Annotated in this window: 24 protein-coding genes and 1 tRNA gene; 9 read left to right on the plus strand and 16 right to left on the minus strand. The window is 67.2% G+C overall.

Annotated elements, in window-relative coordinates:
- The first annotated feature begins 15 nt into the window (after positions 1-15).
- From HDA45_RS14575 to HDA45_RS14590, 4 genes are all read left to right on the plus strand, one after another.
- Positions 16-1251, plus strand: a complete 1236-nt coding sequence (locus HDA45_RS14575) for a glycoside hydrolase family 3 N-terminal domain-containing protein (RefSeq protein WP_184895568.1) — start codon at positions 16-18, stop codon at positions 1249-1251.
- 138 nt (positions 1252-1389) lie between these two features.
- Complete coding sequence (locus HDA45_RS14580) at positions 1390-2328, plus strand: alpha/beta hydrolase family protein (RefSeq protein ID WP_184905649.1); 939 nt, start codon at positions 1390-1392, stop codon at positions 2326-2328.
- A gap of 107 nt (positions 2329-2435) precedes the next feature.
- A complete protein-coding gene (locus HDA45_RS14585) occupies positions 2436-3140 on the plus strand; it encodes a TetR family transcriptional regulator (RefSeq protein WP_184895570.1) in 705 nt (234 codons plus the stop codon).
- A 36-nt stretch (positions 3141-3176) separates the two neighbouring features.
- On the plus strand, positions 3177-4382 hold the full coding sequence (locus HDA45_RS14590; RefSeq protein WP_184895572.1) for a cytochrome P450: 1206 nt from the start codon (positions 3177-3179) through the stop codon (positions 4380-4382).
- On the opposite strand, the gene HDA45_RS14595 is transcribed toward HDA45_RS14590, so the two are convergent.
- Both HDA45_RS14595 and HDA45_RS14600 read right to left on the minus strand, forming a co-directional pair.
- Positions 4379-5020: a histidine phosphatase family protein gene (locus tag HDA45_RS14595; protein WP_184895575.1), complete on the minus strand. Its 642-nt coding sequence runs from the start codon at positions 5018-5020 to the stop codon at positions 4379-4381. The two genes, HDA45_RS14590 and HDA45_RS14595, sit on opposite strands and share 4 nt — an antisense overlap.
- 82 nt (positions 5021-5102) lie before the next feature.
- Entirely contained in the window at positions 5103-5900 is a 798-nt protein-coding gene (locus tag HDA45_RS14600; RefSeq protein WP_184895577.1) for a TIGR03084 family metal-binding protein, read from the minus strand.
- A 129-nt stretch (positions 5901-6029) separates the two neighbouring features.
- On the opposite strand from HDA45_RS14600, the gene HDA45_RS14605 reads away from it, so the two are divergent.
- Entirely contained in the window at positions 6030-6476 is a 447-nt protein-coding gene (locus HDA45_RS14605; RefSeq protein ID WP_184895579.1) for a MerR family DNA-binding protein, read from the plus strand.
- 109 nt (positions 6477-6585) lie between these two features.
- On the opposite strand, the gene HDA45_RS14610 is transcribed toward HDA45_RS14605, so the two are convergent.
- Complete coding sequence (locus tag HDA45_RS14610; RefSeq protein ID WP_184895581.1) at positions 6586-7713, minus strand: acyl-CoA dehydrogenase family protein; 1128 nt, start codon at positions 7711-7713, stop codon at positions 6586-6588.
- Positions 7714-7790: 77 nt separating this feature from the next.
- Positions 7791-8393 (minus strand): DUF4190 domain-containing protein, encoded by a 603-nt coding sequence (locus HDA45_RS14615; RefSeq protein WP_184895583.1) that lies wholly within the window; start codon positions 8391-8393, stop codon positions 7791-7793.
- 170 nt (positions 8394-8563) lie between these two features.
- Here HDA45_RS14615 and HDA45_RS14620 point away from each other — a divergent pair, with 170 nt between their 5' ends.
- Both HDA45_RS14620 and HDA45_RS14625 read left to right on the plus strand, forming a co-directional pair.
- Positions 8564-9754: a sensor histidine kinase gene (locus HDA45_RS14620; RefSeq protein WP_184895585.1), complete on the plus strand. Its 1191-nt coding sequence runs from the start codon at positions 8564-8566 to the stop codon at positions 9752-9754.
- 30 nt (positions 9755-9784) lie between these two features.
- Positions 9785-10432 (plus strand): response regulator, encoded by a 648-nt coding sequence (locus tag HDA45_RS14625; RefSeq protein ID WP_184905651.1) that lies wholly within the window; start codon positions 9785-9787, stop codon positions 10430-10432.
- On the opposite strand, the gene HDA45_RS14630 is transcribed toward HDA45_RS14625, so the two are convergent.
- Positions 10405-10989 (minus strand): DUF7010 family protein, encoded by a 585-nt coding sequence (locus tag HDA45_RS14630; protein WP_184895586.1) that lies wholly within the window; start codon positions 10987-10989, stop codon positions 10405-10407. The two genes, HDA45_RS14625 and HDA45_RS14630, sit on opposite strands and share 28 nt — an antisense overlap.
- A gap of 46 nt (positions 10990-11035) precedes the next feature.
- Positions 11036-11872, minus strand: a complete 837-nt coding sequence (locus tag HDA45_RS14635) for an alpha/beta fold hydrolase (protein WP_184895588.1) — start codon at positions 11870-11872, stop codon at positions 11036-11038.
- A gap of 752 nt (positions 11873-12624) precedes the next feature.
- On the opposite strand from HDA45_RS14635, the gene HDA45_RS43305 reads away from it, so the two are divergent.
- On the plus strand, positions 12625-13065 hold the full coding sequence (locus HDA45_RS43305) for a VldE C-terminal domain-containing protein (RefSeq protein WP_484477140.1): 441 nt from the start codon (positions 12625-12627) through the stop codon (positions 13063-13065).
- Positions 13066-13220: 155 nt separating this feature from the next.
- Here HDA45_RS43305 and HDA45_RS14645 read toward each other — a convergent pair whose 3' ends face one another.
- The 8 genes from HDA45_RS14645 to HDA45_RS14680 all read right to left on the minus strand — a co-directional run bounded on the left by HDA45_RS14645 (position 13221) and on the right by HDA45_RS14680 (position 19784).
- On the minus strand, positions 13221-13811 hold the full coding sequence (locus tag HDA45_RS14645; protein WP_184895592.1) for a chymotrypsin family serine protease: 591 nt from the start codon (positions 13809-13811) through the stop codon (positions 13221-13223).
- A 73-nt stretch (positions 13812-13884) separates the two neighbouring features.
- On the minus strand, positions 13885-14412 hold the full coding sequence (locus tag HDA45_RS14650) for a hypothetical protein (RefSeq protein WP_184895594.1): 528 nt from the start codon (positions 14410-14412) through the stop codon (positions 13885-13887).
- Between the two features lie 971 nt (positions 14413-15383).
- A complete protein-coding gene (locus HDA45_RS14655) occupies positions 15384-16043 on the minus strand; it encodes a hypothetical protein (RefSeq protein ID WP_221471967.1) in 660 nt (219 codons plus the stop codon).
- A gap of 292 nt (positions 16044-16335) precedes the next feature.
- Positions 16336-16409, minus strand: a tRNA-Leu gene (locus tag HDA45_RS14660).
- A gap of 23 nt (positions 16410-16432) precedes the next feature.
- A complete protein-coding gene (locus HDA45_RS14665) occupies positions 16433-16924 on the minus strand; it encodes an SLATT domain-containing protein (RefSeq protein ID WP_184895595.1) in 492 nt (163 codons plus the stop codon).
- 77 nt (positions 16925-17001) lie between these two features.
- Positions 17002-18330: an NAD(P)/FAD-dependent oxidoreductase gene (locus HDA45_RS14670; protein ID WP_005155795.1), complete on the minus strand. Its 1329-nt coding sequence runs from the start codon at positions 18328-18330 to the stop codon at positions 17002-17004.
- Positions 18331-18414: 84 nt separating this feature from the next.
- Entirely contained in the window at positions 18415-19107 is a 693-nt protein-coding gene (locus tag HDA45_RS14675) for a uracil-DNA glycosylase family protein (protein ID WP_184895597.1), read from the minus strand.
- Entirely contained in the window at positions 19104-19784 is a 681-nt protein-coding gene (locus tag HDA45_RS14680) for an endonuclease V (RefSeq protein WP_184895600.1), read from the minus strand. The genes HDA45_RS14675 and HDA45_RS14680 overlap by 4 nt, the downstream gene beginning before the upstream one ends.
- A 28-nt stretch (positions 19785-19812) precedes the next feature.
- Here HDA45_RS14680 and HDA45_RS14685 point away from each other — a divergent pair, with 28 nt between their 5' ends.
- Complete coding sequence (locus HDA45_RS14685; RefSeq protein WP_184895602.1) at positions 19813-21309, plus strand: S10 family peptidase; 1497 nt, start codon at positions 19813-19815, stop codon at positions 21307-21309.
- 54 nt (positions 21310-21363) lie between these two features.
- Here HDA45_RS14685 and HDA45_RS14690 read toward each other — a convergent pair whose 3' ends face one another.
- Complete coding sequence (locus HDA45_RS14690; protein WP_184905654.1) at positions 21364-22296, minus strand: class I SAM-dependent methyltransferase; 933 nt, start codon at positions 22294-22296, stop codon at positions 21364-21366.
- An 8-nt stretch (positions 22297-22304) separates the two neighbouring features.
- Positions 22305-24941, minus strand: coding sequence for an HAD family hydrolase (locus HDA45_RS14695; RefSeq protein ID WP_246480712.1), 2637 nt, complete (start codon positions 24939-24941; stop codon positions 22305-22307).
- Positions 24942-25037 lie beyond the last annotated feature (96 nt).

Raw genomic sequence — 25037 nt, forward strand, 5'->3', positions numbered from 1 at the left:
ACCGTCGGTACCGGCATGGACGACGAACGAAACGAGCCGATGAACTCCGGGCGACCGAAGACGACGAAGCGATGGGCGGCCGTCATCCTGGGAGCGGCCGCCGTTCTGCTCACCAGCGTGCAGTGCGGTACGGCGAACGAACAGGCCGGGTCGGCACAGCCGGCGGGGACGCCGCCGAGCACCAGCACCGCTTCCGGTCCGTCCAGCACCACCGGGCCCACTCCCTCGCCGTCACCGAGGGCGGAACAGGCGCCTGTTCAGGGCTGCGAGACCGTCATCGCCGGGATGAGCCCCCGGCAGCGGCTGGCCCAGCTGATGGTGGTCGGTGTGAACGCGGGCAATCCGCAGGCAGCGGTGAAGCTGGTGCGCGACCAGCAGGTCGGCGGGATCTTCCTCGGCGGCAACGAGACGGCCCTGCTGCAGAACCGCGCGCTGGACGAGGTGCAGCGAGCCGCGAAGGTGCCGGTGTCGGTGGCGATCGACGAGGAGGGCGGTCGTGTCCAGCGGATCGACGCCCTCGACGGCAGCATGCCGAGCGCCCGGAAGATGGCCTCGACCATGACACCGGCGCAGGTACGGGCGAAGGCCGCCGAACGAGGCCGTCAAATGCGGGCTCGAGGCGTCACCGTCGACTACGCGCCCGACGCCGACATCACGGACCAGCCGGACCGCGACATCGTCGGTGACCGGTCGTTCGGCGCGGATCCCGAAGTCGCGCGCAAGTACGTCCTGGCCTTCGCGCAGGGCCTGCGCGACGCCGGGGTGCAGCCGGTACTGAAGCACTTCCCCGGGCACGGGCACGCCACCGGGGATTCCCATAAGGGGCTGGTGCGGACGCCGCCGCTGGCCTCGCTACGGAAGGTCGACCTGGTGCCGTACCGCGACATCGGCGAGTACGGCGAGGTCAGCGTCATGGTCGGGCATCTGGACGTGCCCGATCTGACCGGCGGTACGCCGTCGACCCTGTCGGCGCCGGCGTACCGGCTGCTGCGGAAGGACTACGCGTTCGACGGCCCGGTGATCACGGACGATCTCGGGGCGATGAAGGCGATCACGGCGCAGTACCCACTGCCGACGGCGGTCCTCAAGGCGTTGCAGGCGGGGGCTGATCAGGCGTTGTGGTCGTCCGGCGGCAATATCGACACGGTGCTGACCGCGCTGGAGCAAGCGCTTGCGTCCGGCGCCCTCCCGGCCGCCCGGGTCGACGAGGCACTGAACCGGGTGCTCGCGGCGAAACAGGCCTGCGGCTGACCTGCGGGAGGCCCCGGCGAGGCCGCCTCGGCGAGACGCCGTGAAAAGCAGTCCGAAAACTCAATGAACACAATGCTGACCAGGCCCGCGCCGGGAGTGACCCTGATCACCGCCCGCCGCCCGATCAAGGAGGATCGCGTGCCTGGTCCCACGAAGTACCTACGCCGTCTCGCGCTGACGGCAGCAGCCGCCGCCGGACTGAGCCTGCTCGCCGCACCGGTGGCGTCGGCCGCGCCGTCACCGGTCGATCGCCCGGTACCGACCACCGGCTGCCATCGGCCGTCCCCGGTGCCCGCGGGGACGACGACGCTGCGGACTTTGACGTCCGGCGGACTGGTCCGCGAGTACACGGTGCACGTCCCCGAGCGGTACCGGTCGTCGCGGTCGTACCCGCTGGTGCTGTCGTTCCACGGTCACAAGCGGACGTCGAAGTATCAGGAGGAGCTGTCCGGGTTCTCCGCGTATGACGCGATTTCCGTCTACCCGCAAGGACTCCCGGGCACCGACGGCGAGTCGGCGTGGACAGGCGCGCCGTATTCGGCGGCAGCCGACGACGTGCTCTTCACCAGTGATCTGCTGAACACGCTCCAGCGGGAACTGTGCGTCGACTCCCGCCGGATCTACGCGACGGGCAAATCGAACGGCGGCGGGTTCGTCGGCGTCCTCGCCTGCCGGATGCCGGGGCGGATCGCGGCGTTCGCACCGGTCGCCGGCGCCTTCTACCCGCAAGGCGGCGAGTGCCACCCGTCGCGTCCGGCGCCGATCCTCGACTTCCACGGCACGGCCGACGCGACGATCCCCTACACCGGGAATCCCGCCAAGGGCCTCCCGACACTGCCGGACTGGCTCGCCGGATGGGCGGATCGGAACGGTTGCTTCCCGCGCCCGATCCAGTACTCGCCGAAGACCGACGTCACCGTCCAGCGCTGGCTCGGCTGCTCGCTCCAGCACTACCGGGTCGAAGGCGCCGGGCACGTCTGGCCGAGCACGGCACCGAACAACGACTCCGCCACCCCGACAGTCATCAACGCGACGCCGGTCATCTGGAACTTCCTGCTCGCCCACAGGCTGCGTTAAGAACTCGTCGTTTTCCTTGCCGGACCCGTCCACCGGCGCTACCGTCGAACTTGACCCGATGACCAGATAAGCAAATCTGGTCACGAAGTCAGACACTGGGAGCGCACGTGGCAGAACGTCCGGACCGCACCGCCGGCCGCGCCGATCGCATCCTCGACGCGGCCGGCGTCCTGCTGTCGCGGCTGGGCTATCGCAAGGTGACCATCGAAGACATCGCGAACCAGGCGGGTATCGGGAAGGGCACCATCTACCTGCACTGGCGCACCAAGGAAAACCTCTTCCACGCGTTGCTCCTGCGTGAGTCCCTTCGTGCCGCCGAGAATCTTCTCGTTCGGCTGGACGAAGACCCGGCGGAAGTCATCCCACACCGGTTCCAGCGGGCGGTCTTCCTGTACACCCAGCGAAGCCCCTTGCTCGGCGCGCTCATCACCGGTAACACCGAACTGCTGGGCCGGTTGAAGAAACATCCCTTGCAGAATCAGGACGCCGTCGTCACCGACCGGTATCTGAAGACGATGACCGACCGGGGGCTGCTGCGCGACGACCTCCCGAACCTGCTCTTTTCCCTGCGGTCCTCGGCGCTGGGGTTCTACCTGATGGACAGCTTCACCACCGACGGCGCCGGTCTCACTTCCGAGGAGAAGGCCGATGCCCTCGCGCACATCATCCGGACGGCGTTCGAGCCGCCGGAACCACCGTCCCCCGCGGACTTGGCCGCCACCGCGGCCGAGGTGATCCAGGCGTTCCGGGATCTGATCTCGTCCTATCGCGCCTGGATCTACCGGCAGGACGGCACCGAGGAGCCCGCCTGATCCGAACTCCTCCACCACGAGAAGAAGGGGGTAAGCATGACCACGATCGCCGAAACCTGGGGAATCCACGAAGGTCAGTTCTGGCTTCGGGGTGATTTCCCGGCCGATCCGGTCGGTTTCGACGCCGAAACCGGCATGTGGAACGTCTACGGCCACGCCGAGGCGCTGAAGACCCTGAGTGATCCCAAGGTGTTCTCCTCCGACACCACCCGGCTGATCCCCCAGGAGCTGGCACCGGACAAGGACTTGTTCGTCGACGGCAACCTGCTCCAGATGGATCCGCCGGACCACAAGAAGCTGCGCACGCTGGTGAGCCACGCCTTCACACCGAAGGTCGTCGCGGACCTGGAACCGCGGATCGCCGCGTTGACGAACGAACTCCTCGACGTCGTCGATGGCGCGGATTCGATGGAACTGGTGACTCATCTGGCCTATCCGCTGCCGGTGATCGTCATCGCCGAATTGCTCGGTATCCCGGCGAGCGATCGCGACCTGTTCAAGGAATGGGTCGACACGATGCTGCGGAACAGCCAGCAGCGGTCGCTGATCAAACAGACCGAGGAGGACAAGAAAGCCTCCGACGAAACGATGGAACAGCTGAAGAACCTGGTGAACTACCTCGGGGAGCACGTCGACGACCGACGGCGGAACCCGCGCGAGGATCTGCTGACCAAACTCGTCGAAGCGGAGGTCGACGGCGAAAAGCTCACCCAGAACGAAGTCGTCAACTTCGCGAACGTGCTGCTGCTCGCCGGGCACATCACCACCACGATGCTGCTCGGGAACACGGTGCTGTGCCTGGACTCCCATCCGGACGAGTACCGGCGTGTCCGAGAGGACCGTTCACTGCTGCCCGCCACCATCGAGGAATCGTTGCGGTTCCTCAGCCCGTTCGCGCTCGTCGCACGCGCCACGACGACCGACGTCGAACTGGGCGGCCGGACGATCCCGGCGGACAGCATGCTCGCCATCTGGGTCGCGGCGGCCAACCGGGATCCGCGCGCGTTCACCGATCCGGGCACCTTCGACCCGGCGAGGGCGCATAACCCGCATCTGGCGTTCGGCCGCGGAATCCATTTCTGCATCGGCGCTCCGCTCGCCAGGCTCGAAGGCAAGACGGCGCTCAACATCCTCCTGGACCGGTTCCCGGATCTGCGCACCGATCCGGCCGTTCCGCCGTCGTTCATCCCCAGCCCGAACATGACCGGGGTGAACGAGCTCCAGCTGCTGCTGAAGCCTTAGCGGTCGGCGAACCGGGAAGCGAGCGGGACCACCACTCGCGGAGCCCGCTTCCCGGGTGTGTACCGCAGTTCGGTGATGTTGCCGTTCGGCACGAGGTAGGTGTCGGCGAACGTGCGGAATCCGCGCATGGCCTCACTGTCCGGGGTGGTGATCCCGGTCAGCAGCGACCACATGACCGCGCGGATGAAGAGCCCGTGCGTGAAGACGGCGATCGGCCCGGGTTCCCGTTCGCCCAGTCGCGCCAGGAACTCCTGGGTCCGGGTGAAGAGGGCGGCGAACGATTCCGCGCCGTTCACCGCGTGGTGCGGATCGGCCCGATCCCAGTACGCCTCCGTATGCGGCTTCCGGGTGGCGGTGGTGGTGACCTGTCCATGGAGTTCGCCGAGAAAGGTGAACTCCTGGACAGGCCACTCCTCGCGCTCCGCGCCGGGGAACCGTTCGATCGTCGGCTCAGCGGTCTGACGCGCCCGCACGAACGGCGACGTCACGATCAACCGAGGCGGCTCGGCCAGCGATTTCGCGATTTCGAGGGCCTGCCGTCTGCCGAGTTCGGTCAACGCCGAGGCCCCCGGCTCGCCGCCGGGAAGCCCCGCGTTGGTCTCGCTTTCCCCATGCCTGATCAACCACACCCGTGCCACGATCGCCTCCTAGACCCCGTGTGCCATCGACGATCGCACCGAGCGGAGTTGATCGCGACTTCCAGGATGCCGTGTCGCGGTTTCAGCGGCCGAACTGTCCCGGTTCGCGCCCCTGGCCCGCGGGACCGCGGTACGCCTGCGCGATGTCCAGCCAGTGATCCGCCAACGCGCCTTCGGCACGGACGTCGAGGTCGTCGCGGTGACGGCGCCGCGTGACCAGGAGACAGAAGTCCTCCGCGCTGCCGGTGATCCGCTGCGTCGAGTCCTCGGGACCGAACGTCCACAGTTGTCCGGACGGCGAGGTGATCTCGAAGCGGAATTCCTGCTCCGGCGGGGTCAGGCCCCGCGCCTCGTAGCCGAAGTCCCGCACCCGGACGGCGAATCCGACGAGGTACGCGAGCCTGTCGGTCCGCTCGGGACGCACCCCTAGCGCGTCCGCGACGTCCTGGCCGTGGGCGAACAGCTCCATCATCCCGGCGCAGGCGAGGATGGCCGGCGGCAGCGGGTTGACCAGCCACGGCACGACCTGGTCGGCCGGGACGGCGGCGAGCGCCTTGATGCCGGCGTCGCGTTCGGCACGCCACCGGCTCAGCAGGACCTCGTTCGGACCGCCGAGGTAGTCGTCGAGAGCCGCGTTGACGGCGGCGTCGAAACCTCGCGCCATCGACGTCGTCGCGAGTTCGACGAACTTCTGCGGCTCGGCCGCGGCCAGTCCGGCGATTCTGAAAATGAAGGAAAGGTGAGCGATCTGGTGCTTGATCGACCACCCGGCCGCGGGCGTGGGCAGTTCCCATCCCGCCTCGTCCAGATCGGCCACCAGGGCGTCGACCTGTTCACCCTCCGTGGTGAGATCCCTGATCACGTACCGGAAGTCAGTCACCGTGCCGTCCTCTCGCCGTTTCCACCCTCTCGAATGATGCTGAAGCGCCGCGCCGTCGTCTTCTCCTCGTGAGCCCCGTCGAATTTCGGGCTTGATTCTGGAGCCGGGTCCAAGTTCTACCCTCGGTTCATGCGAACCGATGCGACGAAGGCGCTGGCGGCGTTGACCATGTCCCAGGTGACGTCCCGCGTCGGGGTGCGGCCGGACACCGTGCGCTACTACGAGCGCATCGGCCTCCTGCCCGCCCCCGCGCGGACGACCGGGGCGCACCGTCGCTACGACGAGGGTGTCATCGAGAGGCTGCGGTTCATCCGCGGCACCCAGCGGCTCGGGCTGACGCTGACGGAGATCGGTGACCTGCTGAGCGTGCGCGACACCGGGGTGTGCCCGTGCGAACCGGCCGAAACCATGCTGGAACGCCATCTCGCCGAGATCGACGCGGAGATGGCCCGGCTCGGCGCACTTCGAGCCGAACTCGCTTCCACGCTGTCCGGGATGCCCGGCGAGAACTGCGCCGATCCCCTTCCCGGCGCGTGGTGTCCGCCTGACCGCCAACCCGGAGAAGGAGGTGGATGATCATGCGGAACGACGACTGGTGCGACTGTGACTGCGGCGGCACCGGCTGCTGCTGACCCGCTTCGGCGGGACCGGCCGGGCTTGACGTCACCCGGCCGGCCATCCGATGTCAGTCCTGAGGCAGGAGCACGGTCTTCCCGATCCGGTCCTTGCAGACTTCGGCCGAATAGGCCATCAGCCCGCCCGCCTGCGCGTCCCGGAACAGCCGTTGGATCGGCGAAGTGCGCAGGAAGCCCGAGCCACCGCCCGCTTTCAGCGCCAACTGGGCGACGTCGCGGGCGATGTCGTTCGCGAGCACCTTCGCCGTCATCGTCGCGGGCAGGAACTCCGGCGAGTTCTGATCCGCCAGCCAGGCCATGTTCCGGGAGTACATGTGCGCGGCTTCGAGGCGGGTGTGGACGTCCGCGACTTCGAACTGCAGCCAGGGCATTTCGGCGAGCGGCTGCCCTGTCGCGGGAATGACGCGGCTCCGGGAATGCGCGATCAGCGCGTCCTCCGCCGCGTCGGCTATCCCCAGTGACAAGAAGGCGAGTCCGGCGCCGATGTGGTTCGGGCGCCGCTCGGTCGGGGGCGGGCACCTGCGGTCCTCCCGCAGAACGGTCCCTTCGAAGGAGACGAGCTGGCTGCGGCTGGCGCGCAGTCCCATCGTGTCCCAGATCGGCACGAAGGTCATCGTGTCGTCCGGCGAGACGCCGAAGAAGGTGGGCGCGCCATCGACGAGCGCGTTGACCAGGAAGTGGTCGGCGGCCTCGCAGCCGGAAACGAACCGTTTGGCGCCGGTGAGCCGGAACCCGCCGTCGACGGGCTCGGCGATCTGCTGCGGCATCAGGAACATGTTGCCGCTGCTCGGTTCCGACAGCGCGTTGGCGAAACGCTTGCCGCCGATGAGTTCCTCGGCGTAGAAGTGGCCCGCTTCGGGTGCGGACAGCTGGACCAGTCCGACCGCGGCGCCGATGTGCATCACCCAGACGCACGCCGTCGAGGAACAGGCGGCGCTGAGGATCCGGACGATCTCGCCGTAGGCCCGGTAGCTGAGGTCCTCGCCGCCGAACTCCGCGGGCAACGTCGCCCTGTCGAGTCCTGTCGCGCGCAACGCGCGGAGGTTGGCGATGGGCAACTCGGCCGTTTCGTCGAACTCGGCGGCGCTCGCGGCGAAATCCTTCGCGAGTTCGGTGACGGTTTCGATCCAGCGACGTTCGTGAGCGGGAGGGGCGAACGGATGGGCGGGCTCGGTCATGACCGCATCATGCCGGAATCGCGAAGGCCTCCTCGCCACCCCGAGAATGGCGAAGGAGGCCTTTCACGCTCCGACCGTCACACTCCGGTGCAGGCGGCCGTGGCGAATTCGCCGGAAGCGGTCTTGGTCGAAACCACCGCGCCGTCGACGGTGATCTTGCAGCTGACCGATCCGCCGGTCTCGCCCGTCGTGACCGTGAGCGTCCCGCCCTTGTAGACGCCCTTGTTCTCGACTTCCTTGTTCCACGGCAGCGCCGGGACCGTTTCCGTGAGGGGGTTGAGCACCTCGCCATAGATGACCTCGACGTTCGTGGCGTCGCCGGTGATCTCGTAGGACACCTTCGCGGTGCGGTTGAGCTCGTTGTTGACCTCGTTGACCGCCGCGTTGAACACGAAGATCCACACCACGCACACCACGAGCCCGAGTGCGGACAAGGCGATACCGGTGATGGAGAGGCCCTTGTTCGAGGCCTTCCCGTTCTTGACGCGGATCAGCCCGATGATCGAGAAGATCAGGCCGAGCACCACCAGCGGCCACGCGATGACGCCGACGAACGGGATCGGGGAGAAGACCAGCCCCACCAGGCCGAGCACGAAGCCCGTGACGCCGATGCCGTTGCGGGGTGGCTGCGGGGCGGCGGGGGCTTGCGGGGCCGGCGTGTAGGGGGTTTGCTGGGTCACGGATTTTCCTTTCCGACGGAATGAACGACGCGGCATACAACCAGCGATCGCGAGGCGGCCGCGTCGTCCTCGGCGCGTGAACCCGTTACGACGAAAGTCGTATTTCGCGCTCCCGGAAGGATCGGTTCCGCTGATGCGGGCGGCCCGGCGGACTTGCGTACGCTCAGCGCATGGCGAGGCGTGTCCTGGGCGTGGTGCTCACCGTGGTGGCGGTCGCGGCGTGCGTGATCAGCAGCATTTTCGTCTTCAGCGCCCAGGGCTATCTCCCGGCGACCAAATCGTTCGCTCCGACGTGGTGGTCCGCACTCGGGTTCTTCACCGGAATCGCGGCGGCGGTGATGCTCTGCTGGCGGCACAAATGGCCGGAGCTCGTCCTCGGCATCGCTTTGGTGCCACCGCTTTGCTTCCGGTCCGACGCGCTGGCCGCGTTGATCGCCCTCGCCGCCTTGGCCGCGAGACGCCGAGACCGTCTCATGTGGATCGGATCCGTACTGGTCTACTTCGCCACGGCGTGGGCGTTGTTCGGCGACGCGAACCGCCATCCCGACGTGACCGTCGCCGGCCAGATCGTCGGCAAACAGTTGTCCGCCGTGCAGGTGATGGGGACGTTGACGGTCGCCGTCGTGATGACGGCCATTCCGCTCACCGTCGGGGTCGTCCGCGGCATGCAGGACACGCTCGCGATCCGGGAGGCCAAGGAAGAGGAGCTCCGGGCCGAAATGACCCGTCGCGCGGAACGTACGAGGATCGCGCGCGAAATGCACGACGTCCTCGGGCACCGGCTTTCCCTGCTGTCCTTGCAAGCGGGCGCGCTCGAAGTCAGCAAAGGACCCGCGACGTCGGAAGCGGCGAAGACCGTCCGCACGACCGCACGCCAGTCTCTCGAAGATCTGCGGCAGGTCATCGGCGTGCTCCGTGATGGCCAGGGTTTCGGCGAGAACGGGCTCCATCCCGAACCTCCGCAGCCGACGCTGGCGGACATCCCCGAACTGGTCGCCAACGCCCGCCGGGCGGGGCTGGGGGTCAACGTGACGATTTTGCTCGCCGAAGCGGGCGGCGCGCCGGCGCTGCTCGGCACGACGGCGTACCGGATCGTCCAGGAATCGATGACCAACATCTTGAAGCACGCGCCGGGCGCGACGGCCGAGGTCTCGGTTCGCGGAGGACCGGGGAACGGGCTCATCGTCGAAGTCGTCAATCCGCTGCCCACGACGCCCGCCGCGGGGAAGCCGCCGGGCGCGGGCACCGGGCTGACCGGGATCGGCGAACGCGTCACCCTGATCGGCGGGACCGTCAGCGCCGAGCCCACCGAAGAGCGCACGTTCGCCGTCCGGGCATGGCTACCGTGGGGACACCACTAACCTGGTCAGGTGAACCAGCGCCCACTGCGAGTGCTGCTCGTCGACGACGACCCCCTCGTGCGAACCGGTTTGTCGATGATCCTGTCGAGCACGGAGGACATCCGGGTCATCGCCGAAGCGGGCGACGGTGACGAGGCCGTGCCGAAGGTGACCATGCACGCTCCCGACGTCGTGCTGATGGACATCAGGATGCGCCGGATGAACGGTCTCATCGCGACAGCCGCCGTCACTGCGCTGCCCAATCCGCCGAAGGTCCTCGTGCTGACCACCTACGACCTCGACGAGTACGTTTTCGACGCGCTCGGCGCGGGCGCCAGCGGGTTCCTGCTGAAAGAGGGTTCTCCGCAGGAGATCATCGACGCGGTGCGCGTGGTCGCGGCGGGTGAGGCGATGTTGTCGCCGCGGACGACGCGAAAGCTCATCGGGCATTTCGTCGCGACCCGGATGAGCCCTCGCCGTCATCGGGCGCAAGCCGGGCTGAGCACGCTGACCGAACGCGAACGGGAGATCGTCACCGCCGTCGCGCAGGGCGGGACCAACGCCGGGATCGGCGCGGAACTGCATCTGAGCGAAGCGACGGTGAAGACCCACATCACCCGGATCTTCGCGAAACTCGACGCGACCAACCGGGTCCAGCTGACGATCTTCGCCTACGAAGCCGGGCTCGTCGCTCCCTGACGGTCCGTACCGAGCAACCCCGCGACGACTGTCGCCCAGAGGACCACGGCACCGCCGAAGCCCGGCACGAGCTGCCAGGCCGCCGTCCAGCCCGCGATCGCGAGCACGGCGCTCAGCACGGCGACGACGCACAGCAACGCGCTCAGCACCAGGAAACGCCGGGAGCCGAACAACTTCGAGAACGGCAGGAAGTGCAAGCCGACCACGAAGAGCACCCAGGCGGGCACGGCTTCGGGAAGTTCGAAAACCGCCGAGAGCACCCTCGACCCGGCGAAGATCCCCACGAGCATGAGCAGCACGGCGATCCCGTACAGCTTGCCGAACGGGCTGTCCTCCCGTCCGCCGCCCGCGGGCAGCCCGGCACCGCGGCGGGCTGTCAGGACGAGCCAACCGGCCAGTCCCAGCACCGCGACGACACCCAGGATGATCAGCGGCGTCGATCCACTGGAGACGGAGGAGGCCCCGAAGAACCACCACCCGGCCCCGAATCCCACTCCGATCGCGGAACTGATCAGCAGCGTGATCAGGTGCCCCTTGGTGAATTGTCCGTCCGTCATCGCTCTCGGGTCTCCTCCTCCCCCCGGCGGAACAGTACCTCGAGGCTTACGCGAGCCCGGCAAGGATGGTCGCGGCCTCCCGCGGATGGAGGAGGAAGCGGACGTGGCTGCTCTCGAGCGAACGCACGTCGGTCGGGTTGTCCGGTGTGAGCGCGTCCGCCTCCTTGATGAAGCGGTCCTGCAGCGCGAGCGGCATGGAGCGGTCTTCGGTGAGCCGGATGTAGGTGCGCGGGATCCGGCCCCAGGTGGCGGCGTCGGCCTTCTCGGTACCCGCGTCGAGGCTCTCGTCCGGCTCGAGCGTGTTGAGGTAGGCGAAGAACTCCTGATCGGTGCCGTCTTCGAGCATCGCGGTCTTCAACGCGGCCAGCAGCGTGGGATCGGCGGTACGCCAGTTCATCCGGAGTGCGCCGAGCGCGGCCGGGTCGGCGATGACGACACCGCCGACATCGTTGAGCGCGCTGCTCGCGTTCTCGGGGCCCTGCATGTACTCGCCCACTGTCGCGTCGACGCAGCACCAGGCGGAGATGTAGACGATCCGGTCGATCAGCTCCGGGACGGCGTTGCCGACCCCGGTGAGCGTGACCCCGCCGCGACTGTGTCCGACCAGGATGACCGGACCGTTCTCGGCGACCTTGCGGACGACGTCCACCACCTGCTCGACGGCTTCGGCCGCGGTGACGTCGGCCTGGTTCGAGGGCGCCGCGGCCAGCGCCGCGAGGTCTTGCGGCGCCTGGTAAGCCGCCTGGAAACCGGCGCCGAAGCCGTGTCCGGGAAGGTCGACGGCCAGCGTGCGGTGCCCGAGCAGGGCGAGCTCGCGTTGCAGCGGGTTCCAGGTGAACGAGTTGCTGTTGGAGCCGTGGACGAAAACGTAGGTCGGAGTCACGGCTCGTATCCTGACATCCCGGCTTTGCCCGGATGACGATCATGGGTGACAGATCACGGTTCGCCGCCCCCGAGCGGAACTCAGCGCGAAAGGTGTCGCGAGCGGCCCCCTCGTCCGCTCGCGACACCCGGCCTCATGTGCCGTCACGCAGGTTCATGTGCGTAATCGCCTTCAGGCTCGGGACCATCGCCGCCCGCCGGATCCGTGATCATCGTGTCGAACAGGTTCAACGGATGCGATTCGCCACGCCAATCCCGCGATCGACGGCGTCGGCGTTCCTGTTCCCGGGCGATCCAGTCCCGCCCAAGCCGTGTTCGGCGCCACTGGCGATCGCCCGAACTGCTCTCCCGCGGGCACCTCTACCGACGCTCAGGAACACGAGCCTCAGAAAATCGCTCACGCGGCAACGATCGTGGCCGTCGGTCAGCGACTGCGCGTCCCCGAACACGGCTGGATCGTCGCCGTCACCACCGCGCTCACCGAGTCACGCCTTCAGAACCTCGACCACGGCGACCGCGACAGCCTCGGCCTGTTCCAGCAACGCCCTTCCATGGGATGGGGAACCGCAAGCCAGATCATGGATCCCGGCTACAGTGCGAACAGTTCTACCGACATCTCCTGGCTGTACCGAACCGGCAGAGCGTCCCAGTCGCCGAAGCCGCCCAAACCGTGCCACGTTCAGGTTTTCCCGATCGGTACGCGCGGTTCGAAGACGTCGCACGGCAGATCGTGGCCGCCGTTCAAGGCGCCGTATGTCCGACCGGGACGTCGGGGCAGCTACGCACCGAGTGGCCCTCCGAACAGGCCGACCTGCCCGACCCCACCAGCGGTGGGCGAATCACCCCACGCACTCTGAACCTCGTGCAAACACTGCGTGCCAACGGAATGACCGGCAACGGGCTCGGCTGCTTCGCACACCGGCCAGCCAACCCGGACTCCGCCCCCAAGGCCGCGCCTGCGACGTCATGTTCAATCCGCACGACGAGACGTCAGTGGCCAGAGGCTGGCAAGTCGCGAACTGGCTCATCGCCCATCAGGCGGATCTCGGCGTTCGCTACCTCATCTGGCAGGGCAAGTACTGGTCAGCCGACAACCAGACCTGGAGCACATACCAATCCAGTGCCTACGGCTGCCCGAATCCGAACAACCTCACTGGCTGCCACTACGACCACATTCACATCTCGATGTATTGATTTTGTCAATTATTCGGTGAGGCTAGAGTGCGCAACCTGGCACACCGGCAACCGAGACCACACCGCCCGTTGCTCAGAGTGCGGTGCGGCCTCGGGTCGTCGCTCTATCATGCTGCTTCGATAAGGCGTCATGAGACGCCTGGCAAACCTTCCGGCTAGGTAACCGGCGTCACGCCCAGCGCCGAGTTGATGGCGTTGACATTGACGTGGTAGTTCTTCCGAGAACATTCCCGCCCGGTGACCCCGACGCAAGGGGCCACGTACTGCGAGTTGTAATTTCTTGCCGCGATCATCCCGCGAAGCTTGACTTGCCCACTGCCTCGTCCAGCCTGATTATAGGCCGGACCACCACTGTCGCCCTCACCGGCGGATGCATGACTGGTGGTCGGAAGCGTCGCCGTAAAGCCTGGTCCGACTGCGCCGAATCCGTAATCAACGGTCATACCGACCTCATCGACCACAGGCCCGCACACCTGACCGGAAAAAGCCCCATCTTCGCAGATGACTTCCCCAAGAACCGGATCAGACCACGAATGTACTGGCAAACCCAGCGTTGAAGTCCATCCGTCGACATAGACAGTCGGATTGTACGACTGCCCTTCCAAGGTCATGGAGTCCGTTGCGGTGCTGCGCGGCCCTTCATTCCCGACAACCCGATCACTGAGCCCGGCACGCCAGGGAGAGGAGGTCCTGTGCTGGCAATGCCCCGACGTCAGCAGCGCTCGCGCACCATTGGATTTCTGCACCGTCCACCCCGTACTACACCCCTCCGTCCCGATGTTGTCCACGATCAACGATCCACCCCAAAAAGGGGACGTATCAGCCTCCCGGGATGATGCCGAGTACTTCCCCCCCGTGCGTCAACTGCACAGGCACTGTCGACGATACCGACATGGACTGCAAGTCCACCTTGCTCGTGTCGACCCCGACCGTGATGCCAGTGAAATCAGCGTTCGGTGACGCACTGACAACCTTGGGAGAGTTCTCCGAAACAATGCGACGCGCCTCTTTGACAAGCTCGTCATACGAGTATGGCACTACGGAAAAATGAAGCGCAACCCCGCCACGCTCCGATTCCGCGTACTGCCTGATCTCCGCAGGAGGTTCACGATGCCAATATATAGTCACCGCGTTCGTTTCCGGCTCGATTCGAGCTTGAACGTACCCGGACAACTTGCGCGATTGCGCGAACCCCTGCACCGCTTCGATCAGATCGAGCGCCGGCTCCTGTGCCGTCATCCGGGCATCCTTCCCGCCAAGGACCAGTTCACGCTTATCGCCCGACGGGCCGGCTTTCGCAGCACTCGCGACTTCATCCACCAACGTCGCTTGCGAAGCCGAAGCCACGTTGGACGTCGATACAAGAAGAGCGCAGGCAACTACGGCGATACCGCAAAGAACAGGTCGTCTTCGTCTCAACACAAACATTGTACCCCTCATTCAGATCGCATGGTATCGACAAGGCGAAGACTCGATGAGGATCCACGGAAATACCGAATGGTGATTCGGGCTGACCTCCCCATCAGTCCAAGGACGACGCTAGCCACCCGTACAGGTAACGATCACCGCCAACCGGGTGATCCGAACAGCCCGTACCCACCCGATACGCTATTCACACACCGAGAGTCAGCAACTCAGTGCGATACCCTGAATACGAAGAATGGGACGAGATTTTCCACTCGCAGGGCAGATTTCGAACTCACACTCCGAGTCGCCGACGAATCCTTCAGTGACTGCGGCCCAGCAGTCCAGAAGATCGACGGAACCACCGACATCGACCTCGTGATCGTGCGTGGATACCGCCCGTTCATGTCGCGGCAGCGGGTCCGCGCACCGTGCGTTACGCCGCGGTTTCCGAGTGCCATTCACTGGCGAGCGGTGTTGGATGCCCGGCGGGCGGGTGTGCCGCACCTCCTCGGAGGTGCTCCCGCTCGCCGGGTCCCGGTCACGCTTGAACAGCGCGTGTCAGGGCGCCGCCCCAGCAAGGGGGTGGTCCAGGAGTGCGTGTTCGGCGGCCGTCACGACGTCCGGCCAGGTCCGCCCGGCGAGTTCGCTGCGTTGCACGAGGACGGCCAGGGCCTCCGCTCGCGGGGCGAGGCGCCAGTCCAGTCGATCTCAGCAGCCGTGAGAACTGACTGCCGGACCTTCGCGCCGCGCCTTCCGTACCACGAACTACCACCGCCTCCACCAAGGATCACCGGCATCGACGGCGGTTCGAAGGCATCGGGAGCCATGTCCCTACGTGCACCGGCACGAGCACAGGGGCGATACAGAACCAGCCATGCTCAGACAGTAGTGCTCGGCTCCGACAACTTCGTTCACACTGCCGCTGGCAACGACGTAGGTCTCTCAACTGGCTGCGACACTCCGCACCATTCCGAGCGGACCGCGCGTGTCAGCATGCGAGAGCGCTCCGCTCCTACGCCCAGTGCTTTGCGAAGCCCTTCTGCTGAGATGGGCCGCTGATGTGGTTCACGATGCCGGGCATCCAACTGCTTCGCACGCTCAACCAGACCGCGGTCAAGCCCCGTCGTGGCTGTGTTCGGTCCATCCGCCGCCGAGATCGCACACGCGGTACTCAAGGGTGTGCTGGCAACAGCGTCCTGAGCGCCCGTCCGTAGATCAACGAGCGCCTGCAGCAAGCCGGGTCCGACCTCGGACCAACCGATCAGCAACAGCGGCCCGACGGCATCGAACAGCGCCTTGCCGATCTCCCCAGCAATCAGAGGCTCGGCCACATTGAGAGCCAGCGTCACCGTGCTCGCGCCGACCAGCAGGCGCCACGCCGATCTGACAATCTCAGGAGTCGCGCCGTGCTCTGATAAGCGGCGGATCGCGACGAGCAAGGCCACGACCGTCAGATCCACCGCAGGTGCGACGAGCGGCGCAACCCAGAGGGGAACATCGAGCCGAAGAGCGAGGGTGAACACGTTGCCGAACCCGAACAGGAACGTCAGGCCGACCACGACGCCCACCATCGTGCTCACAGCCGACACAACCGGATCGCGGCGGTCGCCCGTCCTCACGCCAGCCACCCCGCGGCCAGCATCGGACCAGGCATGACAACCCAAGACGCTACGAACGTCGCATGACTAGGGAGCAAGGTCTTCACCGGCATCATTTGCCACCGCCTGGCCGGGCAGGCCGCGCACCTTCAACCAGCAAGGTGTTGGCCGCAGCATCAACAGTCCTACGACGACGTCGAGCGATCGTGACAGTCGCGGAGAGCAGCAGCTCACGAGCGCCTGAGCGCTGTGTGGATGCTGTACGTGCCCCGGACGGGGATCGAACCCGCACTGGGTCGATTTTAAGTCGACTGCCTCTGCCAGTTGGGCTACCGGGGCACCGACAGCCTAGGCGATGCCGCTCAGTTCGCCGCGTCAGTACGCCGATATTCGAGCCATCGGAGGCCGACCTGGTTCCAGACCGCCTGGTACTCCTCGAACTTCTCGTTGATCAGGTGGGGGTCGATCCGCTCGGGCGGCGTCGACGCGATGTAGAAACTGAGCTCGTCGCGTAGCCGATAGAGCCGGAATTGGACCTCTTCCATCAGGACCCACAGGGAACGCCAGGCGAAGAAGGGCTCCAGCGCGCCGACCACGGTCGTCACGGCCACGAGTGCGAACGCCACACCCGTCCAGCCGTTGAGGTTCTGCAACCCGAGGATGATCGTGGACGCCGCGGACAGGGCGAGCAGCAGGAGCCTGATCGACACGGCGCGCCAGCGGAAGCGCCGCTTTCGCTGGCGGGCGTGCGCGTTGTCGCGCTCGATCCGCTCCAAGACGTGTTTCGCCAGTTCGGCCGGAGCCAGGCCGGCGGCGAGCGGAACGGCGGGTACGGACTTCCGGAATGCCTGCACCGGCACACCCTAAACGCCGTGAAGGCCTCCTTCCCTACGCTCAAAGTAGGGAAGGAGGCCTTCACGGACCTACGGACTCAGGACTTCGACAGCCTGTCGAACTCCTCGCGCGGGTTGTTGATCTGGCCGAGCGAGATGACCTCGCGCCGGAACAGGCCACCCAGCATCCAGTCGAACAGGATGCGGATCTTGCGGTTCCAGGTCGGCATCGCCTTGAGGTGGTACGCGCGGTGGAAGAGCCAGGCCGGGAAGCCCTTGATCTTCAGGTTCAGCGCGTCGGCGACACCCTTGTGCAGACCGAGGCTGGCCACCGCACCCAGGTTCTTGTGGTAGTAGTCCTTCGGCTTGCCGCCGCGGATCACCTTGATGATGTTCTTCGACAGCAGGCGTGCCTGGCGAACGGCGTGCTGCGCGTTCGGCGGGCAGGTCGCTGTCGGGTCCTGCTCGGTCCGCGAGAGGTCCGGCACGGCGGCGTTGTCACCGGCGGTCCAGACGTCGGGGTGCCCGACGACCTGCATCGCGGCGGTGGCTTCGACGCGGCCGCGCTTGTCCAGCGGCAGGTCCGAGCTCGCGAGCACCGGGTTCGCCTTCACGCCGGCGGTCCAGATGATCGTGTCGGTGTCGAATTCGGTGCCGTCCGAAAGGACGACGTGGCCGTTTTCGAACGACTTCGCCGCTGTCGACAAATAGACCTCGATGCCGCGCTTCTCAAGCTGCTCGACGGTGTACACACCGAGCGTCTCGCGCACCTCGGGGAGGATCCGCCCGGCCGCCTCGACGAGCACCCAGCGGATGTCCTCGACCTTGAGGTTCGGGTAGTAGTTCTCCACCGCGAAGCGGGTCATGTCCTCGAGTTCGGCGAGCGCCTCGATACCGGCGAACCCGCCGCCGACGACGGTGAACGTCAGCAGACGCTTGCGCTGCTCGGGGTCGAGCGTGCTGGCGGCCTCGTCCAGCTTCGTCATGACGTGGTTGCGCAGGTAGATCGCCTCGCCGATGGTCTTGAAGGCGATGCCTTCTTCGACCAGGCCGGGGATCGGCAGGATGCGCGCCACGGCGCCGAGCGCGACCACGAGGACGTCGTAGTTCAGCTGCTCGACATGCCCGTCGGCGGCCTCGACCGTCACGGCCTTGCGCTCGTGCTCGATCTTCGTCACGCGCGCGGTGAGCACGTGGCAGCGCTTGAGCACGCGCCTCAGCGGCACGACCACGTGCCGCGGTTCGATCGCACCGGCCGCCGCCTCGGGCAAGAAGGGGGCATAGGTCATGTGCGGCTGCGGGTCAACGACCGTCACGGACGCTTCGTTGGCCCGGAGCATCTTCTGGAGCCCGTACGCCGTGTAGAGCCCGACGTACCCACCACCGAGGACGAGGATCCGTGTCGGTTCCGACTTAACACCAGCCATATTTCTATAGTCGCACCCATGAGCTGAGATCGCTCGTGTACCCCATCCCGCTGTGACCAGCGTCGCCACGGTTTCCGCACCGATTCAGTTCAGGCCGGCCGCCGAGGTCGCGGAGGCCAGGACGTCGCACACCATGTCCAGCGTCAGGCGACCGGTCTGGACATTCCTCTGCGACACGTGATAACAGCCGAAGAGGCGCAGGTCGCCGAGCCGCGCCTCGGCTCCGTGGCCGAATTTCGGGCGTGGCGTCGGCACCGGCCAGCCCGCCTCGGCGAGCACCGGCAGAAGCGCCTGCCAACCGAACGCGCCAAGCACGAAGACGGCCTTGAGCGTCGGTTTGAGCAGGGTGAGCTCTTCGGCGAGCCAGGATCGGCAGGTATCGCGTTCCTCAGGTGTCGGCTTGTTCGCGGGTGGCGCGCATCTCACCGGCGCGACCATCCGAGTCCCTCGTAGCTCGAGGCCGTCACCCGGATGGGTCGACGTCGGCTGCGAGGCGACACCGACCCGGTGAAGGGCCTTGAACAAGACGTCGCCGGAGGGATCGCCGGTGAACATCCGGCCGGTCCGGTTCGCACCGTGTGCCGAAGGGGCGAGGCCGACGATCGCGAGCGACGCGTCGGGCGGGCCGAAGCCGGGTACCGGCCGCGCCCAATAGGTCTCGTCCGCGAAGGCCGCGCGTTTGACCACGGCGATCTCCTCACGCCACGCGACCAGCCTCGGGCAGGCGCGGCAGCCGACGACCGCGGCGTCGAGTTCGGCGAGGGAACGGAACTTCACAGGACTTCCTTCAACGCGTCGCGAGCGAGGCGATCGGCGTGCCGGGTCGTCTCCGGCTGCCGGAACGCGGGACACAGCCGCAGCACCTCACGGCACGCGCGGTCCAGCGAGATCTTGTGGCCGACGGAGACGTAAACGGGCTTCACCTCGTCCCGGGTGCGCAGGACGGCGCCGACGACCTCGCCATCGTCCAGCAAGGGCGCCCGTGAGCCGCGCTCCCGGCCCGGCTCGTCGTGCTCGCCGATGAACCGGGTCTTGCCGACCCCGATGGACGGCAAACCGGTCACGACGCCGACGTGGCACGCCAGCCCGAACCGGCGGGGGTGGGCCAGCCCGTGCCCGTCGCAGACCAGGAGATCCGGCGGGTGGTCGAGCGCGCGGAGGGCGTCGAGCAGCGGCGGCAGCTCGCGGAAGGCGAAAAGTCCCGGTTCGTACGGGAACGAGACCCGGGAAACGACGGTTCGCTCTTCCACGACACGGAATCCCGAGGTGTCGAGGGTGACCGCGGCCGCGGCGATGAGGCCGCTGGGCTCGTCGTAAGCGACGTCCAGCCCGGTGACCGTGAGGATCTCTTGTGGACAGCGATCCTCGAGATCGACCAGGCCGCGCAGGGTCTCCTGGATTTCGATCGCCTCGCGAGGCGTGTTCGGGCGATCATGCGCCGTGACGATGTCCACCCGTACAGACTGCCAGTAGGTTGGGACCATGCCGGACAACAATCCCGATGAGAAGGCCACCGACGAGAAGGACACCCCGTCGGTGGACACGAAGGTCGAGCCGACCGACGACCTGGTCACCACGAAGCACACGCTGACCCTCAAGCGGCGCAAACTCGCCTACACGGCCCGGACAGGGCGGATCGTGCTGCGGAAGGAGGTCGTCACCGACGGGAAGTCCGAAGGCCACAAGGCCAAGGCCGAGGTGTTCTTGACCGCCTACACACTCGACGACGCGGAACCCGGCACGCGCCCGGTGACCTTCGCGTTCAACGGCGGGCCCGGCTCGGCGAGCATCTGGCTGCACCTGGGCCTCCTCGGCCCGCGCCGGGTGCTGTCCGGCGATGTCGACAGCCCGGTCGCGCCGCCCTACGGGCTGACCGACAACCAGGAAACCCTGCTGGCGCACAGCGACCTGGTGTTCATCGACCCGGTGTCGACCGGCTACTCGCGTGCCGTGGACGGCGAGCAGGCCAAGGACTACCACGGGTTCACCGCCGACATCGAGTCCATCGGCGAGGTCATCCGGCTGTGGGTTTCGCGCGAGCAGCGCTGGCTTTCGCCGAAGTTCCTCGCGGGCGAGTCGTACGGCACGCTCCGCGCGGCCGGGCTCGCCGCGCATCTGCAGGAACGCCACGGCATGTACCTGAACGGGCTCCTGCTGATCTCGTCCGTGCTGGATCTGGGCACCCTGCGGTTCACCGAGGGCAACGACCTGCCGTACTCGCTCTACGTGCCGACGTACGCGGCGATCGCGCACTACCACGGGCTCCACGGCGAAAGGCCGCTCGACGACGTCCTCGCGGACGCCGAGGACTTCGCGGCCAAGGAGCTCCCCTGGGCGCTCGCGCGCGGCGCTCGTCTGTCCACACAGGACCGTGCCGAAGCGGTGGCGACCCTCGCCTCGCTCACCGGGCTCAGCGAGTCCTATGTGGACCGCGTCAACCTCAGGATCGAGCACGTCCGGTACTTCACGGAACTCCTGCGGAACAAGGGTCTCGTCGTCGGCAGGATGGACGGCCGGTTCACCACCTGGGAACCGGACGGCGGTCGCGAGCACATGAGCGACGACCCGTCGATCTCGCGGATCATCGGCGCCTACGCGGCCGGCCTCAACCACTACGTGCGCGCCGAACTCGGCTACGAGAACGACCTGCCGTACGAGGTCCTCTCGACGGACGTCTTCAAGGCCTGGTCGTACTCCGACTTCGAAGGCCGTTCGGTGTCCTCTGTGGACTCACTCGCCACGGCCATGCGGGCGAACCCGCACCTGCGAGTGCACGTCGCCTTCGGTCACTATGACGGCGCGACACCGTACTTCGCTTCGGAGCACGTCCTCGCGCGCCTTCAGATCCCCGAGGAGCTGCGGGAGAACATCGACTCGGCGTACTACCCGGCCGGGCACATGATGTACGTGCACGAAGAGTCGCGGGTGCAGCAGTCCAAGGATCTGGCGAAGTTCATCAAGAACGCTTCAGGGAAGTAACTTCCGGTGCGGGAAACAGGGACAGTCGAAGTCCCTGTTTCCCGCACCTGATGCTCAACCGGAGCGCAGGACGGCCCACGCCCGGTGCAGCTCGGCGGTGAGCCTGTCGATCTCGTGCCGCTGGGCGGCGACGGTGTCGGCCAGCCTGTCCCGATCGTCCGCCTGCGCGGCCGCCTCGAACTGCATCTGCAGCACGCGCGTGTAGAGCGCGATCCTGTTGTTCTCCATCGCGGCCAGCAGGTTCGACGTCGTGTACGGCCGCAGCGCCCGCTGGAGCGCTTCGTCGGGATCCGTTTCCGCCCGGTACAGGATTCCCATCCCGAAGACGGCGGGCACGAGCTCGAACCGCCATTCCGGGTGCTCGGCCAGCGCGTCTTCGACGGCTGTCAGGACACCGTTTCGCTCGCCACCCGCGTGCCGCGCGACGGTGAACGCCCCCAGTCCGACGAATCCCGCCGGAGTGAGTTCGTCGTGCCAGACCGTCGGACCGTCCTCGCTGATCGGATGCCGGTCTCCCGCCTTCAGCGGCGACGGTTCGTAATAGAGGTCTCGCCTGCCCCAAGGCCAGAGCAGGTCGTGCATCGCCACGACCGCGTCCGGGGCGTGCTCGAGGATCCACGCCACCTCGCGGCGGACGACGGCGTAGTTGTGATCGCCGTCGAGCACGTAGAGATCCGCGACCGGCAACCGCGGCAGGACCTCGGGCGACGGTTCGGTGACCAAATGCAGCGCGTCGTTCGCCTCAACCGCCGAGCGGACGCGTTCGGTGGGCTCGGGGTCGACGCAGTACACGTCCGACGCCCCGAGCTCCGCGTAGATCCCGCTGACCTGACCGGATTCGACGCCGATCTCCACCACCGTCCGGATCCCGCGCCGCGCGAAGACGATCTCGAAGATCTCACGGAAGATCGACATCGAATGCAGCAGCACCGGCGCGGACCTGGCCGACCTGGCCTGCGCGTGCGGGTCTTCCCTGCTCCCGGCCATCGCTTCCGTCACCGGGACCTCAACCGCCGCACCGCGATCCGGGCGGCTCCGGCGGCGAGCCCGCCGGGACCGTGCTCACGCAACTCGTTGCGCACCTTCGCCGAAAGGCGTTGTGAGCGTCCGGCGGCGGGCATGCGGTGGCCGAGCCCGGAACGCGAACGCGGCAGCATGGCGAAGGCGACGGTCAGCTGGAAGGAGCTGACCGGTGCGCCCGCCCTGGCCGCCAGCGGCAGCCAGATCGCGGCCAGCGGCGAGTGGAACTCGACCATGTTCGCGCCCAGCCAGGTGCAGTCTTCGTAGTGCAGCCGGGCGAAGTCTTCGGAAGTGTTCCAGCGCAGCACTTGGGGACGCCCGCCCGCGATGACCCTCGTCTCGATCCAGTCGACCCGCGCGAGCGCGGGCCTGCCCGGGACGGCCAGCGCGATCTCCTCGATGTCGGCCGCTTCGACGTCCATCCGCGCGAACGAAAGACCGTTGTGGTTGATCCGCACCCGGCGGTCGGCCCCGTCGAACCATTCGCCCTCGGTGGTGCGGAACCGCACCGACGTCGCGGACGGCTCTCCCGCCGGTTCGAACATCGCCGGGTCGATGGCACCGGTGCGCACCGCCCGCGCCGCCGCGCCGAGATGCGGATCGGACGCGGCGAGGAGCGCGGGCCAGAACGAATCCCGCATCCGCAGATCGTCGAGATCACTCGGCGACAGGTACGGCACCGCGGGGACGAGGTCTTCCGGCAGGACCCGGGTGACCATGTCGGAGCCGAAGTTGTCCTCGTGCTCCCAGTTCCCGAACACCGAAGCCTCTTCGGCCGTCGGCAGCTTCAGCGCGGAGACCAGGATGTTCGCCAGCCTGTCGCGCGCCGTGCCCGCCAGTGTCGGCCAGGCACCGTCCGAAGCGGACACGTACCGGTTCCACTGCCGCTGGAAAGCGCGGATGCCGTCCTGGACGGCCGAACGCTCGGCGTTCTGCGCGTCGCTGCCCGCGGCGACGCCGAGTACCGGCTTGCCGTCTTCGGTGAAGTCGATGAGCGAGCCGCACAGCGCGTTCACCGACTGCTCGAGGACCTCCGGGCTGCGCACGATCGCCCCGACGATCTCCCGCGGATGCCCGGCCTGGCCGAGGAAGCCTTCGGCGCGCAGGCCCGCGAGCAGCACCTTCTCCGAGCGGTCGTCGGTGGCCAGGTAGAGGCCCGCCGGCTCGATGTCGATCCGGGCCAGCCGCAACACCCTGGCGAGCTGGAGCTGGATGGTGCCGCCCCAGCCGAGATCCACGAGGGTGAGGTCCGGCCCGTCGAGGGCTCCGGCCTCGCGCAGCGAACGGATCAACCTCTCCCGCGCGGCCGTCGCGGTGACGGCGAGCCGGTTCACCAGATGCGGGGTTTCGGTCAGCGCGACCGCGAGACGCCCGACCATCTCATCGGTGTCCAAGACCATGTCGAGATCCTCCGCGAGATGCGGGACCTCCCCCGCGCGCAGGTGCAGCATCCCCAGCAGTTGCCGGACGGTCAGCTGATGGCGTTTGCGGACGAACTCGCGGATCGAGTCCCTGTCGGCGCTGTCCAGCGCGGCGATCGAGGTGACCTGCCGCGACAGCCAGACGGGTTTGGCCGTGACGTCCCAGCCGCGTGCCGCCGCGGCGTTGCCGATCAGCTCCGACAGCAGTTCGCCCTCGCGCATCGGGCACCACAGCACCTTGATGCCGTCGTCGTGCGCCTTCTTCGCGACCCATTCGGCGAAACCGGCCAGCACCGGACCGGTCACCGCCGCGCCGTACCGCCAGGCGAAACGGGCCGAAGAGGCACCGTCCGGGCGGGAAGCCTGCAGCGTCTTCGCGCGGAGGCTGGTGATGCCGAAATCGCCGTGTTCCGGATCGAGGTCGGGGGCGTACGGCCCGAACGGGTCTTCCGGCTCACCCTCCCGCTCCAGGATCTGCTGGAGGCCCTCGTCGGCCCTCTCGTAGTGCACCGTCCTGATGCCGAGCTCGCCCGGCACCTCGACGTCGGCGACCGGGTTGTCCCCGACGTGGAGGATCTGTTCCGGGCGGCGTCCGAGGTCGGACAGGACGACGTCCCACAGCCCGGAAGCCTTGTCCACGCCGTGCTCGTGGGACCGGAAGACGCGGGCGCTCTTGAGTGCCTCGAGTTCGGGCCGGTCCAGCAGATACCCGAGCTGCTCTTCGGTGAAGTAGGTGTCGGAGACGAGGACGATCGGGAGATCGTGGTCCTTCGCCAGCCGGATGATCTCGGCGATGTCGAGGTCGACCTCGGTCAGCTCACGCTCGGTGTCGACCTCGGCGCGGACGAGCTCGTCGAGAGTGGCATCGGGGAACAACGAGAGCGGCATCGCCCGCCAGATACCGAAGAGCGAGACTTCGCTGCCGAGCGCGTCCTGCCCGCTTCGGGAATCCCTTTCGGCGGCGATGCGCATTCGCCGGAAGGCGGCATCCGAAATCCAGGCGGGACATTTGCCCGCTTCCCGCAGCCGGGCCGCCACCAGGCCGAACAGGTCGGCGGGACGAGGGGTCCGACGCCAGAGAATGGTGTCGAAAATGTCGAAGGAAACCGCGGCGCACGATCGGTCGGCGATGAGACGGGCGACCTTTTCGAGTCTTAGGTGACCACTGACCGCGGAGTTGTCGATACTCATGAATACCCCCAGATGTCGGAACCCCTATCCCCCGGCGGCCAAGCTACCCGATGACTCTGCGCGATGTCACCCGATCGGGGGATAAAGATCAACTGA

This window comes from Amycolatopsis umgeniensis (assembly GCF_014205155.1).
Classification (GTDB): Bacteria; Actinomycetota; Actinomycetes; order Mycobacteriales; family Pseudonocardiaceae; genus Amycolatopsis; species Amycolatopsis umgeniensis.

What these genes read in the sequence shown, in the direction of transcription:
- HDA45_RS14575 (WP_184895568.1), top strand. Translation starts at nt 16, where the DNA reads ATGGACGACGAACGAAACGAGCCGATGAACTCCGGGCGACCGAAGACG.
- HDA45_RS14590 (WP_184895572.1), top strand. Translation starts at nt 3,177, where the DNA reads ATGACCACGATCGCCGAAACCTGGGGAATCCACGAAGGTCAGTTCTGG.
- HDA45_RS14605 (WP_184895579.1), top strand. Translation starts at nt 6,030, where the DNA reads ATGCGAACCGATGCGACGAAGGCGCTGGCGGCGTTGACCATGTCCCAG.
- HDA45_RS14610 (WP_184895581.1), bottom strand. Translation starts at nt 7,713, where the DNA reads ATGACCGAGCCCGCCCATCCGTTCGCCCCTCCCGCTCACGAACGTCGC.
- HDA45_RS14620 (WP_184895585.1), top strand. Translation starts at nt 8,564, where the DNA reads ATGGCGAGGCGTGTCCTGGGCGTGGTGCTCACCGTGGTGGCGGTCGCG.
- HDA45_RS14630 (WP_184895586.1), bottom strand. Translation starts at nt 10,989, where the DNA reads ATGACGGACGGACAATTCACCAAGGGGCACCTGATCACGCTGCTGATC.
- HDA45_RS43305 (WP_484477140.1), top strand. Translation starts at nt 12,625, where the DNA reads ATGTCCGACCGGGACGTCGGGGCAGCTACGCACCGAGTGGCCCTCCGA.
- HDA45_RS14655 (WP_221471967.1), bottom strand. Translation starts at nt 16,043, where the DNA reads ATGGTGGGCGTCGTGGTCGGCCTGACGTTCCTGTTCGGGTTCGGCAAC.
- HDA45_RS14670 (WP_005155795.1), bottom strand. Translation starts at nt 18,330, where the DNA reads ATGGCTGGTGTTAAGTCGGAACCGACACGGATCCTCGTCCTCGGTGGT.
- HDA45_RS14685 (WP_184895602.1), top strand. Translation starts at nt 19,813, where the DNA reads ATGCCGGACAACAATCCCGATGAGAAGGCCACCGACGAGAAGGACACC.
- HDA45_RS14690 (WP_184905654.1), bottom strand. Translation starts at nt 22,296, where the DNA reads ATGGCCGGGAGCAGGGAAGACCCGCACGCGCAGGCCAGGTCGGCCAGG.
- HDA45_RS14695 (WP_246480712.1), bottom strand. Translation starts at nt 24,941, where the DNA reads ATGAGTATCGACAACTCCGCGGTCAGTGGTCACCTAAGACTCGAAAAG.